This is a genomic window from Neobacillus drentensis (genome assembly GCF_036965645.1).
GTDB lineage: Bacteria > Bacillota > Bacilli > Bacillales > Cytobacillaceae > Neobacillus > Neobacillus drentensis_D.
On record NZ_JBALPZ010000014.1, the window covers coordinates 26,094 to 41,321 of the forward strand.

The window sequence follows — 15,228 nt, forward strand, 5'->3', positions numbered from 1 at the left end:
TTTGCAGCTGCCATTACTCTAGAAGTCTTGTTTATACAAAATAAGTGTTAGGTTCCTGTCCACACAGTACTCTGCCGTAGGTTTCTATTAAACTGGATGGCGTAATAAAGCCGTGTAAATGCATAGTCAAGAAATCCCGATAAACCCTTTGTAATGCGTTCGTCTCATAGGTGAACATCGAACCTACTCCAGCAACAAGGAGATCAATCGCTTCCTTACATAATTGATTTACATAACCAAAGTCCGCTTTCACTTTGACAATTTCAGCTGTATCCATTACGATTCCCCGGTCTGCATAGTCATCAATTTTATCCACAGCCCGGTAAAGATGAAATTCTGCAGAATCAATTTTAAGCTGTGCCTGCGCCACTTGCAGATGAGTGATTGGTGCCTCGTTTTGCTTAGTGTAGAAGGTGTTCCCAATCCCGGCCTTTGGAAGTCTCTCCATATATAAATCCATGGCGGCCTGAGCAAGTCCTAATGCCGGGGCAACGATCGATAAGGTTAGAGAAGGCACAAAGGACGAACGATATAACCCAACATCCTTAAGCGGATCAATTAAATAATGACCTTTACTTGCCAGCCGATCCAACGACACGCGATGTTCAGGAACAAAGACGTTTTGGATTTTGCAGCTATTACTGCCTGATCCCTTAAGACCCATTACATACCAGTCATCTAGTACTTCTAACTCGTCCCGAGGAATAACCATAATCGCCATCTCGATCCCGCCGTTGTCATCGACAAGCGGGAAGCCAAAATAGCACCAGTCAGCGTGGGGACTCCCTGAAACAAATGGCCATTGTGCTTCTTCGATAAAATAGCCGCCATCAACCTTTTTTATATTGCATTTGATTGGCTTAAAGTTACCGGCCAGCACTACATCTTTTCCAGGAGGGTAAATTTCGCTTAGTGCCTTTTGACCAAACGTATAAGAGATCATATAATCCCGTATATTACTTAACGCCACAAACCAGCCCGCCGATCCATTTCCTCGTGAAATTTCCGTTACTACCTCGGTATAGGTCCGCATATTGGTTTGATAACCGCCAAAGAGATGGGGACGTAATACTTTAAGGGTGCCCTTATTTTTCATTTCCTCAACAATTGCCTGGGGTAACGTATTTGTTTTTTCAATTTCCTCACTATGTTCCCGTAATGTTGGGATCAGGGACCGAGCATTCTCCACCAATTCTTTTTTTAATTCAACCACACTTTGCTCCATTAATAGGACCTCCTGGAATAGTAGTTTTTGGACTAGCTTAGGATACGCCGCTTTAGTTCAATGCCCTGATATTTATCACCAACAAGCTTGGCTACTCGGCGCATATGTTTTTCCATCAGATTTTTAGCCAGTTTGCTATCATTTTCCTTCAAGTAATAGAAAATCATCCAATGCTCGGTTTGTGATTGTTGTCGGCGTTCTGTGGTAAATAAGTCCTCCGGGTTTCCGACAAAATTTAGATAATCCCAAAGTTGCTTTGCCAAGTTGAAAGTATAGGTTAACTTAGAAGCTTCATAGATTGTGCGGTGAAAGTCAATGTTGAGGCTGCCATATTCATCAGCAGATAAATCTGGTTGATCCATTCGTTCTAAAATGGATTGCATATAGGCAAATTCTTTTTGAGTTAAAAGTAATGCCGCTTGCTCCGTCATTAATGCATCGAGATTTGCGCAAACTAGCAGACGTTCTAATACTTCTTCAGGGTCAGGTCGTTTCACATAGACCCCTACTTGCGGAACGATCGATAGAAAGCCTTCTTGTTCGAGCTTGGATAGCGCTTTGTGTACAGGTGTCCTGCTCATCTTTAAGGTCTCGGCAATTTCATTCACATTAATGGCGGTATCGGGCTCTAAGATCCCTTCGATAATTAATCTTTTTATATAACGATAAGCCTTTTCAATTTTCATCACATACACCTACTAGTTTCCAAGGATTTAGTTACCCCTATATTATGGTAATTTTTTCATGAAGTCTATTATTATCTAAACGATTAATAATAGGGGAGCAACGGTGTATGGGAAGGTTGATTTTAAAGTTCACCGTTGAAAAAATCGGATGTTAATTTGATAAATCTTTCTTTTTGCTCTACCTGTGCCCAATGGCCGCAGCGTTTAAAAATGTGGAGTTGAGCATTTGGCAGATAGTCCATCACATAAAGACTGCTTTCCATTGGTACAAATCGATCTCCATGTCCGTGGATAAGTAAGATCGAATGGTCCATTTGTTTTAAGGCAGAAGGTGGGATTAGCATATCTGAAAGATGCGATTTGGTGAAATTTTCCTCGTAAGATCTTCGTACTTCCGGTTTTAAAAACATCTCTAAACGCTCGGCCACGATGGCGTCGAGTTCATTTTCAAGCATGCTTTTATCATATAAGAACCAGCTTAATAAGTTTTTAAAGGCTACCGGATTAGGATCCTTATGGAAGTTTGCCAGTTTGGCAAGCTCTGGAGTTGGTTCCGTTAAACCACCGCCAGCCCCCATTAAGACCACACGATCAAATCTATTCGGAGCATACATGAGGAGATGCAGGGCGATCACACCTCCGAGGGAGTTGCCAACTAAGTGGGCTTTTTCAATCTCTAACGTATCCATTATGGCTAACACTTGCTGCACCCGCTCACTCATCCATTCAGCGCCATTTTTTGGATATTCTTCCGGGTGGTCAGTTTGACCAAATCCAAAAATATCAGGTGCGATTACATAAAACTTCTCCTTAAAATGCGGTAAGATATGCTTCCAGTTTGTGTTTGCACTTGCTCCTGGTCCGCTTCCATGAAGAAAAATAATCGTTTCAGCAGTTTTTTCTCCACCCTCATGGATATAAGTCTGATAGTTTCCAGTCTGAATTTTCCTCGTATTAACAAATGTCATATTCCTACCTCCATTCTGCACAGTCACTGTCTTTTACTCACAACTAAAATTTTAGTTGTGTGTTTTTCTCCAATTTAAGAGTTAATTAGTCAAATTAAAGCGCTTTCTTTAACTAGCTATAATTCTACCTTCACTCACTTTCCCTTGTCAATATATTCTAACTATTTTTTATTTTCAGTTCCGACCATCCTGTTTTAAACCAAAAAACAGTAAAGCTAAAATAATGAAAGTTAATCATTTCATCATTTTAGCTTTACATTTAGTAGATTATAAGGATTATTGTCCGATAGGCACTTCTAAATCTCTTTTTGGGGCTCTCACCGTTAAAGCCCAAATTATGGCTAATACAATTAAGCCTACAGCGCTTACCGCTAATGGGAATCTGCCAATTCCTTGATGAAACAGATTTTGAACGACTTGGAACCCAAATGGCCCAAGAATTCCGCCAAGCCCTTGACCGACAACCACTAAACCAGCTCCGGATGCCGCTCCAGCAGGTGTAAGCTCGGTAACCTTTGTAAATACTCCTGGCAGTCCAACCCCCATCGCAAAACCGCCGACTAAGCTTCCGGCAAATATGACTGGTAAGGAAGGTGCAAAATAACAGATCGCCATCCCAATACCTGTTATGATGACTGCAATCGGCAAGTAATAATTCGGCAGCTTATGCTTGATTTTCCCGAATAAAAATCCGGCAAGCAGTGTTCCAAAGGTAAAAACAGAGATAGCCAAGCCCGCCTCAGTTGCACTTCCTAATTTATCTGCTTGAATCACAACGGAAATATTCGTAACATATCCAAAAATGAGTCCTGAGTATAAAACCTGTCCAAGGCATACCCAATAGATTGCTTTTGGTAATTTCACCTTTACCCGAGTTTCATTTCCTGCTGATTCTATCGGCTGTTTCTTTTCAGGCTCCGGCAAATAAAGAATCGTTACAGCTAAGATCCAAATTGGGAAGAGGTACGTTAAAAACCCATATTGCCAGCCATAGGCATCAGCTAAAATTCCACCCACCAGCTGGAAAAAGATGGCCCCAATACAGGCGATCGTGGAGGTCCCAAAGCCAATTAAGAAATCTCTTTCTCTACCTTCAAAGAAATCAGTAATTACATCTACTGATAAAGGCATGGTAATCCCAACACCTAACCCTAAAACTCCCCTCATCGCAATAATCAATGGCAGACTGTCCATAAAAGTTGGCAGCGTACCACCGATGATGAAAAGACCTAGACCAACAAAAAGAAGTGTTCTTTTCTTAAACGTTTTGGAAAGTTTGCCGTAAAAGAGGGCTGGTATTATCTGAATTAATCCAGGAAAGGTAGCTACTAACATGACAATTGTCGGGTCATAGTCTGGAAATGCTTTAATAATATCTGCCATAATAGATCCTGCTACCCCTGCAGCTACATCTTGAAATGCAAGAATTACAACCAAAAACTTAAGAAAATTTCTACTGATTGTCTTCATAGCCATTGTGGAACCTCCTATAATCCATAATAGTTGCAAAGATGTTACCCAGAGGTGGAGAAACTGATCTCAGAAAAGAAATAGCTTTCTGTCATTTTTGTTGGCCGCCAAGAACAACAGACTAAAACCTTTGTACAACCATACTAAAATTTTAATTTTACAGATTTTGTATAATTTCTGTGTAAATTCCGTAAAAAAAGCGCTTTCTTTTACTAACTGTAATTCTACATAGGCCAAATATACTTGTCAATATATTCTAAATATTTTTTATTTTTAAAATAAATAACGTTATATCAAAAAAACACAAAAAAATACGCTGAATTTTTCAGCGCATTTTCTCCTTAAATTATCTAATAAAATACTACTAGTTAACTTTGAATTTTCCTCAATTCCTTGAGCTCGCATTACATAATTAGTAAGAAATTATTGAATCGAATTATTCTTCTGCCAGCTTACGGTATTTTCCACTAAAATAAATGAGCGGCTCTACCTCTTCTATGTGAATGTCCGTTACCCTGCCGATAAACAAGGTATGGTCTCCTTCGATATGCGAAGCAGAAACTTCACAAGCAATTTGTGCAACAGCACCGGCTAATACGGGAACCTCTCCTAGCCTTTCAAACTTTACCTCTTGTTCATTTTTCTGCTGTCCGGCAAAAATGATCGAGAGGTCCTGCTGCGAACTGCTGAGAATATTAACTGAAAATTTCCCACTCTTGTTTAATTTTTCAAGCATCTGAGCTCTTTCAGATATAGAGACTACCACTAATTTTGGGCTCAAAGATACTGACATAAAGGCATTGGCTGTCATACCATGTATGTTTCCTTCTACTTCTGTGGCCACAACGGTTACGCCTGTAGCAAATTTGCCCATCGCATTGCGAAATTGACGATCATCCATCCTACTGTTCCCCCTCATCCACCTAGATTAGTAATCATGATTCCAAAACAGGCTGAAAATAATAGTATATTTAACGCCAAGCCAATTAATGCCCCCTGCCCCATACGAGTCTTCCCCTTTGTAAAGCACACAATTGGAATAACAATCAAAGCAATCGCAGCTAGTAATAGATAAGGAAAAAATAACCCTGAGAACACTAATAAGATCAATAATCCAAGCAAATATATTCCAACTGTCATCCCAATCCCCACCCAAAGTTCCTTTAAGGCGCCCTTTGGTTTATTTCCTTGATTTGGATTCAATTAAAATACCTCCTACTTTTTAGTTTCAACAAAGGTTTTTCCTTCGAGCTCCGCTTGTATCTTCTTTAATTCCAATTCCTTATCATCCCGATAAAATAAATTATAGGTATCAAACGGAATAATTCTGCCATCAGGGTGGGCAATATGAACACAGGACTTTTTTACTGAACGAACATCAAAGTTGTAGGCATCTAAAAATTGCATAATAATCACCCGAAAAACATTATCATAACCTATTTGCCCAGGCATCGACACCTTTGGCAGACAGCATAAAAGATCTTGAAGTGATAATGCCGAAGAATCCGGTGAATGATTCAAAGAAAACAGTTTAAAAATCATATCCTTTATGTGATCATCTTGTTCAAATACAATCGTATTCCGTTCGCCCTCTAGAAGGATATTTGGATCAATCAATCCCGTTAATGGGGTGACAGCATCATTTTGTTTTAACGCATATCCCATCGCTAAACAATCGGGGTGGCATGGAACTGGTATGATGTCTTTTGATCCAAATACATTCGATTGGTCGATGATCATTTGCCGAACTTCACTTAATGTTAGGCGGTTTATTGATGGGTCGTATTCTTCCAATCTGCCTGCCGCCTGAATAGGCTGGAACGTAACCCCTCTTACACATTTCTGTTTCAAACCGTATTGAATGATTTTTCCAACCTCGTGGTCGTTCAAACCCTTCTTCAGGGTAACCACCAGCGTAGTCGAAATATTGTATTCATTTAAGTTTTCGATTGCCTGCTGTCTTATGTTTCTGAGGTCCACTCCCCTTAATTCTTCGAGGGCTTCTTTTTCAAAACTATCAAATTGAAGATAGATTTCAAAGCCTGGAGAATAGTCGGCAAGCCGTTTCACAAACTCCTTATCAGCCGCAATTCGAAGACCATTCGTATTAACCATTATATGCCGGATAGGCCTTGATTTTGCCAGATCTAGGATATCAAAAAATTGAGGATGAATGGTGGGCTCCCCTCCGCTGATTTGGACAATATCGGCATGCCGTTCATTTTTAATGATATTATCAAGCATAAATTCAATCTGTTCTAAGCTCCGAAAACTTCCTTTTTGCGGTGAGGATTCTGCATAACAGATGGGACATTTCAAATTACAGCGTTCTGTTACCTCTAAAAGTGTTAAACAGCTATGCTGCTCATGATCGGGACATAGGCCGCAATCATAGGGACATCCATACTTAATAGGGGTATTCCAGCGATAGGGCATTTCAGATGGTTTGATAAACTCTCGGCACCATTTATAATAGGCAACATCAGTAGATATTAATACTTTCTCTCGCCCATGCTCCATACAATGTTTTACTAAATATACTTTCTCATTTTCAATAATGACTTTTGCTTCTACTTTTCGTAAACAGGTAGAACAAATACTGTTCGTCAGTTCATAAAATAAATAGGGACGGTTAGGCATGGATTTCTCTCCTTTTTTTCACTTGTTTTTTTGAGATAAGCCATATGTAATAGATGATACCTAGTAAACTAGCGAGTTGGATATTATTCAGTATCCAATACGGGTGTGGAGTTGGTTTGATAAAATCAATCATAAAACGGAAAAACAAATAGGACAGCATAAATAATTGGAACAACATACCTTCCCAACCTACCTGCTTTCTTTTTGAATAGAATAGAATTACTACAAGTAAAAGTAAGAAGCAGATTTCATAAAGTTGAGTTGGATGCCGCTTCACACCATCTCCAAAATCTACTCCTATGATCCAGGAGGTGGGAACTCCATAAGTATGATCATCTAAACCTGTTAAAAAGCAGCCAAACCTGCCAATCATCATTCCTACTGCTAACGGCAGAACGAAATCATCTCCGGTTGAACGTGTCCATCCAATAATCTTTTTGGTGGTTTCAACGCCGATTAGTCCACCTAATAATCCACCTACTATGGTCTTTCCTTCTGCCAGGTAAATAAGATTATTCCAATTCTCAACCGTCTTTACAGGATTTTCAAACCAATAAAGGACCTTAGAACCTATAGCTGCCCCTAATGCAGCACCCACAACTACCCATATCGCTTTTTCTAAAGGAATTCTTTCCTTATTCCTTGTGTATAGGTAGACTCGGAACCCAATAAAGTAAGCTAATGATTCAAATAGCAGATGAGGGTGGATCCCAAAAATATAGAAAGGGAAATGCACCCATATCCCTCCTTCCAATAAAGATGGTTCTATTTAATATTATCAGAAAATTCAGCCCGACAGTTTTATTTTTCCAATTTTCTTTTTACTTTCCGGAACATTCGATATCCTTTTCGAATACCATCCACAAATGTAAAAGGAATCGGGGGATGATATTTAAATAGAAACGGACGATAAATTTTGTGATAAGCTTTTTTCAGATCGTCCCACTTCTGGCAATAACCTTGTTTATAAAAATCAGATACATCTACGATATAGCCTCTTCCTTCAAACATAACCACGTTCTTCCCGTGTACATCAAAGGGATTTAAGCCTACTGAACGAGCGTATTCCAACCCGTGGTCGATATCCTCAATGACCACTTTGGGAATCTGGACTCCTTTTATCAGTGCGTTAAATAGGGTGATACCTTCCAGTTTTTTTAGAATTAAATAATTTTCTCCAAAGGCATAAAGCCTAGAAAATGATTTATGGCTGCCTATCTTTTTATATACTCCGATCTCCTTTTCAAGCTCCTCATGATTACGCCCATACACCTTTACGACTAAATCCGGGTAGGATGAATGAAAAAAAACCCCGGCATAATTCCCACAGCCAATGGTCCTCCAGGAATGAGAACGGTTCTCCACAATAATTGGATCAAACGGACGAAAGACGGATAGGTCGATATTTGGCAGTAATTCAGTTTCAATTAGGTTTACATACTCATTTATATTCATTAATTACACCTTCTAAATAATATAGTACTCTTTTAATAAAAAAGACTCTCAGTCTGAATTTTACCAAAGATCCTTCTTAGTTCTAGATATTTCTTTACAACCAATATACAATAAAAGAAATATGTGCTCTGATACCATTTTAAGTTGAAACGGTGAAAATAGAGAGGTGTATTGATGTCTTTTCCGATTTTAGAAACCAAAAGATTAAAATTAATTGAACTGACCCATCAGCATATGAATGCAGTTTACGAGATACTATCATTAGATGAAGTGACCCGTTTTTATGGAACCAGCAGCTTTACATTACAAGCTGAAGCGACTCGATTAATTGACATTTATTACAAAAACTATATCGATAAGCGGGGAATTCGTTGGGGGATCAAGTTAAAGGAAAATCAACGGATTATCGGTACCATAGGTTTAAACATGTTAAATCTTAAAAATAAACGGGCTGAAATCGGTTATGAACTTCATCCTTATTTTTGGAGAAAGGGAATTGCTACAGAAGCCTTAAGTGAAGTACTTAAGTTTAGTTTTAAACAGCTGGGTTTATATCGAATGGGTGCGGTTGTTTATCCAGAAAATGAGGCTTCCTTGGCATTACTTGAAAAATTAGGTTTTTCAAACGAGGGGTTACTGCGTGGCTATATGTACCAGGATGAGCAATTCCATGATACGTTTATGTTGTCTTTATTAAGGCCGGAATGGGAAAAAAGCCAGAAATAACTACTGGCTTTTTATTCCTCAAAGTAATTCTTAACAGCTTTTGGGTTTTTCACTTCCCCATCTTGGTAATAAGGATTATTCTCAGCCACATTTTTCGGATCAAGATTTGTTTTGATCACCATCGTCGGTGTTGGCGTGCTTTCAAGAATGATCCGATCATTTAATTGATTAAAATCAGGCATTTTCTTATTTCCAGGTTGTCGCGGCTCCATTTTTGCACCTCCTAGAATCTAGGATGCCCTGAGTTTTTTAAGATTCATTCATTAAAGCAACATTTATTGGCAGTCATTCTAAATCTAAAAAACCTTCATACAATCATAAGAAAGAAAAAAACTAGGAAGTATTACCTTCCTAGTATCTTTATTCTTCTTCCCCGCCGACTAAGAAATCTGGGTTTAGTTCCTCAAACTCTTCATCATCCACATCTAATCCCCAGTCATCATCGTTGTCTTTGCAGGCTTCATGGCTTACTCGAACGCAAACTTTTGTTTCGCCGATTACTTCCACAAGGAATTCCCTTTCAACATGGACGATGATGCGGTTACCATTAGGGGAGATGACAGCTTCACAGCAGTTAGGCTGTTGCAGCACTCGAGCACAAATTTCACTGTCATCGAGGCAATCATGGTCACGATACTTTAACTTAATGACGTCTGTGTACTGAACTCGTTCAGTTACCACTTCTGTTTTGGTATTATCATTATATGAGTACCAAACATTGATATCATACGAGCCGTGTATCTCTACGGTTTTGCCAACTTTTTTCGCATTGTATTTATGGTTGATGATCCAACAGCCAAGAATGCTTGTTGGATTATGCGCCGGGCTAATCGTATGATTGGACTGGGTGAATTTACGTCCTTTCGCTACTACGGCCTTTGTAATTATCTCTCTATATTCTCCCATTTCGCGCGAACCCTCCTCATTCATTTTCATTTCATCGTATGCTGTTATATAGACTAGTGTGATATATATTTTTGTGAATACTGGTTAAAAGTTTAGTCATGCTTCATTTTATGCGGGATTTGTAGGTGTGTGCCTTTCACTGCCTGTACTTTAAACAGAAGGAGATGGGGTTTATTTAAAGAGAAGAATAATTAAAGGGCAAAAAAGAAACCAGACTTCGTTAAGAAGCCTGGTTTTATTTTAATGCTCGTGATCGCAGTCATTATGATTATCACAGGCCCCGCCGCCATTTTTCAAGCTAGCACCTGTTTCTCCCATTAATACGTCTCCACCTGTGGAAAGGATGATTTCATCCGTAACCGTATTTGAAATAGTGGAAGCAATCAACTGAAGTAGTTCATTTACATCCACTTGGGACTGTTTGAAATCCTGGACTACTGGAATCTCATCTAATTCCTTTTCGATGGAAGCTATCTTAATTTCGACTTTTTTTAATGCTTCCGATTTACCATAGTGCTGTAAGTTCACAGCCTGCTTTTGCAGCCCTTTAATATCGGAAATTAACGTTTTGACCTTTTGATTTTCATGAATATGAGCTTCCGCTCGTTTAAAAAAATCAACTTCTTCTGTGTCTGCTATCATTCGAGCAAGTTCCGCTGCGCGAGCGACGATATCGTCTTTTGTATACTTCGCCACTTTATTTCACCTCAACTGGTTCTAATTCTTCCACCATTTCTCCATTTAATGACCATGTTTTTGCATCTGTAATCTTCACTTTAATAATTTTTCCAATAGCTGATTTTGGTGCGATGACGTTTACAAGCTTGTTTCTAGTTGTATAACCTGCAAGGACGTCCGGATTGTTCTTACTCTCCCCTTCGATCAGTACATCAAGGGTTTGACCCACATGTTTTTTCATTGCTTCTAACGAAAGTTCATTCACCAAATTATTTAAGCGCTGAAGACGTTCTTTCTTCACTTCGATTGGAACATTATCCTCCATTTTTGCAGCTGGTGTCCCTTCACGAGGTGAATAAATAAAGGTATAGGCTAATTCGTACCCTACTTCACGATAAAGTGATAAAGTTTCTTCAAACTGCTCGTCTGTCTCATTCGGATAACCAACAATGATATCGGTTGTAAGAGCAACATTTGGAATGGCAGCTTTAATTTTTCTTACTAGCTCTAAATACTGTTCTCTTGTATATTTACGAGCCATAATTTTCAAAACATCTGTAGAACCAGACTGAACTGGTAAATGGATATGATCCATTAAATTACCGCCTTTGGCCAATACTTCAATTAGACGGTCATCAAAATCACGTGGGTGGCTTGTTGTAAAACGAATTCTCGGAATATCAATTTTACGTAATTCATCCATTAACTCCCCAAGACCAAAGTTCATACCCTCTAAATCTTTTCCATAGGCATTAACGTTTTGACCTAGCAGGGTAACTTCCTGATAGCCCTGCGCTGCTAAATGGCGGACTTCCTGGATAATTTCCTCAGGGAGGCGGCTGCGCTCTTTACCACGTGTGTAAGGAACAATACAATAGGTACAGAATTTATCACAACCATACATAATGTTAACCCATGCTTTTATTTTTCCACGACGGACCTTAGGAAGGTTTTCGATGACGTCCCCTTCTTTAGACCATACTTCGACAACCATTTCTTTCGACATATAGGCTTCATGCAAGATATTTGGCAGGCGGTGAATATTGTGCGTTCCAAAAATCATATCTACATGGTGATAGGTTTTTAGAATTTTATTAACAACGGATTCTTCCTGTGACATACATCCACAAACACCTAGAAGTAAATCCGGCTTTTCCATTTTAAGTGCTTTTAAATGTCCAAGCTCACCGAAAACCTTGTTCTCTGCATTTTCACGGATTGCACATGTATTCAGAAGAATGACATTCGCATCCTCCGTGTTGTCAGTTGGTTCATAACCTAATGCAAGGAAGATTCCTGCCATGACTTCTGTATCATGCTCATTCATTTGGCATCCATAAGTACGGATGTAAAACTTTCGGCCTTCGCCCATTCCTCGGAATTCTTCAGGAATTGTAAAGTCGGTATGATACTTTACTTCTTCCTTACCACGTTTTTTTGCATCTTTCAATGAAGGCGCCGTTATAACTTGTTCAAAATATTTGCTATAATCCTTGGCGGATTTTTTGTCCGAAGAATTAGCTGCTGCTACTTGCTGGCCTTCTAATCGTTGTTTTTCATTCATTTGTTCGTAAACCCCTTTCTCTAAAAATAACCTCGAAATGTCTATTAAATTGCGAATTGTTATTTATTACCTGTGCATAATATGAAAGTCCGCACATTATTATAGTATAAAGCTTTCCTTGAATGAAAACAATAGAAATCCCTGTCAACACGCTTGTTAACCTGCTAAAGAATTCATTAAAAATATTATTGAATAGATTTTAGAAAAGTAGTGTCTCAAGTTAGAAACAGCAAAAACCCGTGGATCAAATATCCACGGGTTTTCGTTCAAATATTACATAAATTCGGCAACTAGTTTATCAAAGTGTGCCTGATCAAGATTTAGTTCTGCCTTAGTTAATGGTTCTTCAGAGTAACTAGGAATTAACTCTTGATAAGAAGGACGCTCAGTGTTTTGATAAATCAGACCTGTTACTAAGCCGTTGTGCTTCATTAATGTCTGCATCGCCTGTTCACGGTTAGAAGGATCATAACCTTCAATTGTACTTAATTTTGTTAGATTTTCCTTAAACCAATCATACGTGTTGACTTTATTATAAGTTACACATGGGCTGAATACGTTGATTAAGGAGAATCCTTTATGTTTGATACCAGCTTCAATTAGCGCTGTAAGATCTTTTAAATCTGTAGAGAAACTTTGCGCAACAAATGTAGCACCTACAGTTAATGCCATTTCCATTGGAGAAATTGCTTGTTCAATGGATCCCATTGGTGTAGATTTTGTTTTAAAACCTACTGCCGAACGTGGGGATGTCTGACCTTTTGTTAAACCATAGATTTGATTATCCATTACGATGTAAGTAATATCAACGTTACGACGAATAGCATGAATCGTATGCCCCATACCAATCGCATAACCGTCACCGTCACCACCAGAAGCAATAACCGTTAAATCACGGTTAGCCATTTTAACACCCTGAGCAATTGGAAGTGAACGGCCGTGAATTCCATGGAAACCATAAGCATTAATATAACCAGAGATACGTCCAGAACAGCCGATTCCTGAAATAACTGCTAAATTTTCTGGTTCTAAACCGACATTTGCTGCCGCACGCTGCATTGCTGCTTGTACGGAGAAGTCGCCACAGCCAGGGCACCAGTTCGGTTTAACATCATTTCTAAAGTCTTTAAAAGTGGCCATTTTAGAACAACTCCTTACATTTTGAATGTACTTCGTGTGGTAGGAATGGGTTTCCATCATATTTAACATATTTTGTAATCTTTTCAGCATGACCAACATTCATTTTCATAATGTTTGCTAATTGTCCTGTCGCATTGTTTTCAATGACGATTACTTTTTTCGCAGCTTGTACTAATGGAAGAACTTCCTCCGTTGGGAATGGATGAATTAGACGAATTTGGGCATGATTTACTTTCAAGCCGTCTTTCGCTAATCGAACCATCGCTTCTTCAATGGCACCGCGAGTCGAGTTAAACCCAACAATTAATAAATCTGGATTTTCATGTGGTGCATTCTTATAAACAGGTGTGTTAAAGTGAATATTTTCAACTTTACGGAAACGTTTATCCATTTGCGCAATCCGGTTTGAAGCAGATTCTGATGGTTTACCAGTTTCCGCATGCTCAACCCCAGTAACGTGGTGAATTCCGTTTTTCATACCAGGAATGGTACGAGGTGAAATTCCATCTTCTGTTACTTCATAGCGCTTGAAATAGCCTTTATTTTCAATTTCTGGAAGCTCTTCAGTTACAAGCTTACCACGTCTAATTTCTACTTTAGAAACATCAAGAGGTTCAACGGTTTGTTTACCTAATGATAATTGAAGGTCAGATAAAACAATGACCGGGCACTGATACTCCTCAGCAAGGTTAAACGCTTCTGCAGTATCATAGAATGCTTCCTGAACAGTACTTGGCGCTAAAACGATTTTTGGAATTTCACCATGTGTTCCATAAATCATTGCCATTAAGTCAGACTGTTCTTGCTTTGTTGGCAGACCTGTTGAAGGGCCTCCACGCTGTGTATCAACAATAACTAGCGGAGTTTCTGTAATACCCGCTAATCCGATAGCTTCCATTTTTAATGATAAACCAGGGCCTGATGAAGCCGTAAGCGCACGGATACCACCATAGCTTGCGCCAATTGTCATCGTACATGCTGCGATTTCATCTTCTGTTTGAATAACAGTTCCGCCCACAGCAGGTAATTTCTTAATTAAATATTCCATGATATCTGAAGCAGGTGTAATAGGATAAGCAGCCATGAATCGGCAACCGCCTGCTAATGCACCTAACGCAATCGCATCATTTCCGATCATGTACATACGATGTTTTCCATCTGCTTTTTCTAACACCATTGTCGGTACATTCGCATCCATTTTTTCTTTCATATAATCGTAGCCGGCTTTAATTGCATCCATATTCTTAGCTACAACCTTGTCACCTTTTTTACCAAAAATCTCTCGAACTACTACTTCAAAAACTTGAATATCCAAATCTAGAACAGCAGAGGTAGCCCCAATGGCAACCATGTTCTTCATTAAGGATGTCCCTAGCTCTGTAGCAATTTCAGTGAATGGAACCGCATACAAGGAAGCTTCTGTGTCTTCTGGTTTCTTTGGATCAAATTTTGCATCAGCTAAGATTACGCCTTTGCTGTGCAGTTCTTGATAGTTAACATCAATAGTTTCTTGGTCGAATGCTACAAGGATATCCAGGTCATCAGAAATAGAACGAACCTCTGTTGTGCTAACTCTGATTTTATTATTTGTATGACCGCCTTTAATACGAGATGAAAAGTGACGATAACCATACAAGTAATATCCTAGGCGATTCAGTGCGATAGCAAAGATTTCCCCAGTACTTTCAATACCTTCCCCTTGTTGTCCGCCAACTTTCCACGAAAGTTGATTGATCATTCCCTTACACCCCTTTGATTCTTTATTTCTTG

At 39.0% G+C, this 15,228-nt stretch carries 16 protein-coding genes; 1 reads left to right on the forward strand and 15 read right to left on the reverse strand.

What is annotated here, in order from left to right; all coding sequences use genetic code 11:
* Nucleotides 1-31: 31 nt before the first annotated feature.
* From V7266_RS02645 to V7266_RS02685, 9 genes are all read right to left on the reverse strand, one after another.
* On the reverse strand, nt 32-1,225 hold the full coding sequence (locus V7266_RS02645; protein WP_335465670.1) for an acyl-CoA dehydrogenase family protein: 1,194 nt from the start codon (nt 1,223-1,225) through the stop codon (nt 32-34).
* Nucleotides 1,226-1,257: 32 nt separating this feature from the next.
* Nucleotides 1,258-1,911, reverse strand: a complete 654-nt coding sequence (locus V7266_RS02650) for a GntR family transcriptional regulator (protein ID WP_335465671.1) — start codon at nt 1,909-1,911, stop codon at nt 1,258-1,260.
* 122 nt (nt 1,912-2,033) lie between these two features.
* On the reverse strand, nt 2,034-2,879 hold the full coding sequence (locus V7266_RS02655; protein ID WP_335465672.1) for an alpha/beta fold hydrolase: 846 nt from the start codon (nt 2,877-2,879) through the stop codon (nt 2,034-2,036).
* Nucleotides 2,880-3,155: 276 nt separating this feature from the next.
* Nucleotides 3,156-4,355 (reverse strand): MFS transporter, encoded by a 1,200-nt coding sequence (locus V7266_RS02660; protein WP_335465673.1) that lies wholly within the window; start codon nt 4,353-4,355, stop codon nt 3,156-3,158.
* A 430-nt stretch (nt 4,356-4,785) separates the two neighbouring features.
* Nucleotides 4,786-5,250 (reverse strand): flavin reductase family protein, encoded by a 465-nt coding sequence (locus tag V7266_RS02665; protein ID WP_335465674.1) that lies wholly within the window; start codon nt 5,248-5,250, stop codon nt 4,786-4,788.
* Nucleotides 5,251-5,264: 14 nt separating this feature from the next.
* Nucleotides 5,265-5,552 (reverse strand): hypothetical protein, encoded by a 288-nt coding sequence (locus V7266_RS02670; protein WP_335465675.1) that lies wholly within the window; start codon nt 5,550-5,552, stop codon nt 5,265-5,267.
* A 12-nt stretch (nt 5,553-5,564) separates the two neighbouring features.
* Nucleotides 5,565-6,989, reverse strand: coding sequence for a radical SAM protein (locus V7266_RS02675; RefSeq protein ID WP_335465676.1), 1,425 nt, complete (start codon nt 6,987-6,989; stop codon nt 5,565-5,567).
* Nucleotides 6,982-7,725 carry a prolipoprotein diacylglyceryl transferase gene (locus V7266_RS02680; RefSeq protein WP_335465677.1) on the reverse strand — a complete coding sequence of 248 codons (744 nt, stop codon included), beginning with the start codon at nt 7,723-7,725 and terminating at the stop codon, nt 6,982-6,984. Before V7266_RS02680 ends, V7266_RS02675 begins: the two co-directional genes overlap by 8 nt.
* Nucleotides 7,726-7,790: 65 nt before the next feature.
* On the reverse strand, nt 7,791-8,444 hold the full coding sequence (locus V7266_RS02685; RefSeq protein ID WP_335465678.1) for a serine/threonine protein kinase: 654 nt from the start codon (nt 8,442-8,444) through the stop codon (nt 7,791-7,793).
* A gap of 174 nt (nt 8,445-8,618) precedes the next feature.
* On the opposite strand from V7266_RS02685, the gene V7266_RS02690 reads away from it, so the two are divergent.
* Entirely contained in the window at nt 8,619-9,170 is a 552-nt protein-coding gene (locus tag V7266_RS02690) for a GNAT family N-acetyltransferase (RefSeq protein WP_335465679.1), read from the forward strand.
* A gap of 11 nt (nt 9,171-9,181) precedes the next feature.
* Here V7266_RS02690 and V7266_RS02695 read toward each other — a convergent pair whose 3' ends face one another.
* The 6 genes from V7266_RS02695 to V7266_RS02720 form a co-directional block, all read right to left on the reverse strand.
* On the reverse strand, nt 9,182-9,382 hold the full coding sequence (locus tag V7266_RS02695) for a hypothetical protein (RefSeq protein ID WP_335465680.1): 201 nt from the start codon (nt 9,380-9,382) through the stop codon (nt 9,182-9,184).
* 148 nt (nt 9,383-9,530) lie between these two features.
* Nucleotides 9,531-10,076: an outer spore coat protein CotE gene (locus V7266_RS02700; protein ID WP_335465681.1), complete on the reverse strand. Its 546-nt coding sequence runs from the start codon at nt 10,074-10,076 to the stop codon at nt 9,531-9,533.
* A 240-nt stretch (nt 10,077-10,316) separates the two neighbouring features.
* The gene (locus V7266_RS02705) at nt 10,317-10,772 is read right to left on the reverse strand and encodes a RicAFT regulatory complex protein RicA family protein (RefSeq protein ID WP_335465682.1); all 456 of its coding nucleotides are present in this window, start codon (nt 10,770-10,772) and stop codon (nt 10,317-10,319) included.
* 1 nt (nt 10,773) lies between these two features.
* Nucleotides 10,774-12,318: a tRNA (N6-isopentenyl adenosine(37)-C2)-methylthiotransferase MiaB gene (miaB, locus tag V7266_RS02710; protein ID WP_335465683.1), complete on the reverse strand. Its 1,545-nt coding sequence runs from the start codon at nt 12,316-12,318 to the stop codon at nt 10,774-10,776.
* A 273-nt stretch (nt 12,319-12,591) separates the two neighbouring features.
* Nucleotides 12,592-13,458: a 2-oxoacid:ferredoxin oxidoreductase subunit beta gene (locus tag V7266_RS02715; RefSeq protein WP_335465684.1), complete on the reverse strand. Its 867-nt coding sequence runs from the start codon at nt 13,456-13,458 to the stop codon at nt 12,592-12,594.
* A 1-nt stretch (nt 13,459) separates the two neighbouring features.
* Nucleotides 13,460-15,196, reverse strand: a complete 1,737-nt coding sequence (locus V7266_RS02720) for a 2-oxoacid:acceptor oxidoreductase subunit alpha (protein ID WP_335465686.1) — start codon at nt 15,194-15,196, stop codon at nt 13,460-13,462.
* Between the last annotated feature and the right edge of the window lie 32 nt (nt 15,197-15,228).

What these genes read in the sequence shown, in the direction of transcription:
- V7266_RS02720 (WP_335465686.1), bottom strand. Translation starts at nt 15,196, where the DNA reads ATGATCAATCAACTTTCGTGGAAAGTTGGCGGACAACAAGGGGAAGGT.
- V7266_RS02645 (WP_335465670.1), bottom strand. Translation starts at nt 1,225, where the DNA reads ATGGAGCAAAGTGTGGTTGAATTAAAAAAAGAATTGGTGGAGAATGCT.
- V7266_RS02690 (WP_335465679.1), top strand. Translation starts at nt 8,619, where the DNA reads ATGTCTTTTCCGATTTTAGAAACCAAAAGATTAAAATTAATTGAACTG.
- V7266_RS02650 (WP_335465671.1), bottom strand. Translation starts at nt 1,911, where the DNA reads ATGAAAATTGAAAAGGCTTATCGTTATATAAAAAGATTAATTATCGAA.
- V7266_RS02695 (WP_335465680.1), bottom strand. Translation starts at nt 9,382, where the DNA reads ATGGAGCCGCGACAACCTGGAAATAAGAAAATGCCTGATTTTAATCAA.
- V7266_RS02675 (WP_335465676.1), bottom strand. Translation starts at nt 6,989, where the DNA reads ATGCCTAACCGTCCCTATTTATTTTATGAACTGACGAACAGTATTTGT.
- V7266_RS02700 (WP_335465681.1), bottom strand. Translation starts at nt 10,076, where the DNA reads ATGGGAGAATATAGAGAGATAATTACAAAGGCCGTAGTAGCGAAAGGA.
- miaB (WP_335465683.1), bottom strand. Translation starts at nt 12,318, where the DNA reads ATGAATGAAAAACAACGATTAGAAGGCCAGCAAGTAGCAGCAGCTAAT.
- V7266_RS02660 (WP_335465673.1), bottom strand. Translation starts at nt 4,355, where the DNA reads ATGGCTATGAAGACAATCAGTAGAAATTTTCTTAAGTTTTTGGTTGTA.
- V7266_RS02655 (WP_335465672.1), bottom strand. Translation starts at nt 2,879, where the DNA reads ATGACATTTGTTAATACGAGGAAAATTCAGACTGGAAACTATCAGACT.
- V7266_RS02665 (WP_335465674.1), bottom strand. Translation starts at nt 5,250, where the DNA reads ATGGATGATCGTCAATTTCGCAATGCGATGGGCAAATTTGCTACAGGC.
- V7266_RS02715 (WP_335465684.1), bottom strand. Translation starts at nt 13,458, where the DNA reads ATGGCCACTTTTAAAGACTTTAGAAATGATGTTAAACCGAACTGGTGC.
- V7266_RS02685 (WP_335465678.1), bottom strand. Translation starts at nt 8,444, where the DNA reads ATGAATATAAATGAGTATGTAAACCTAATTGAAACTGAATTACTGCCA.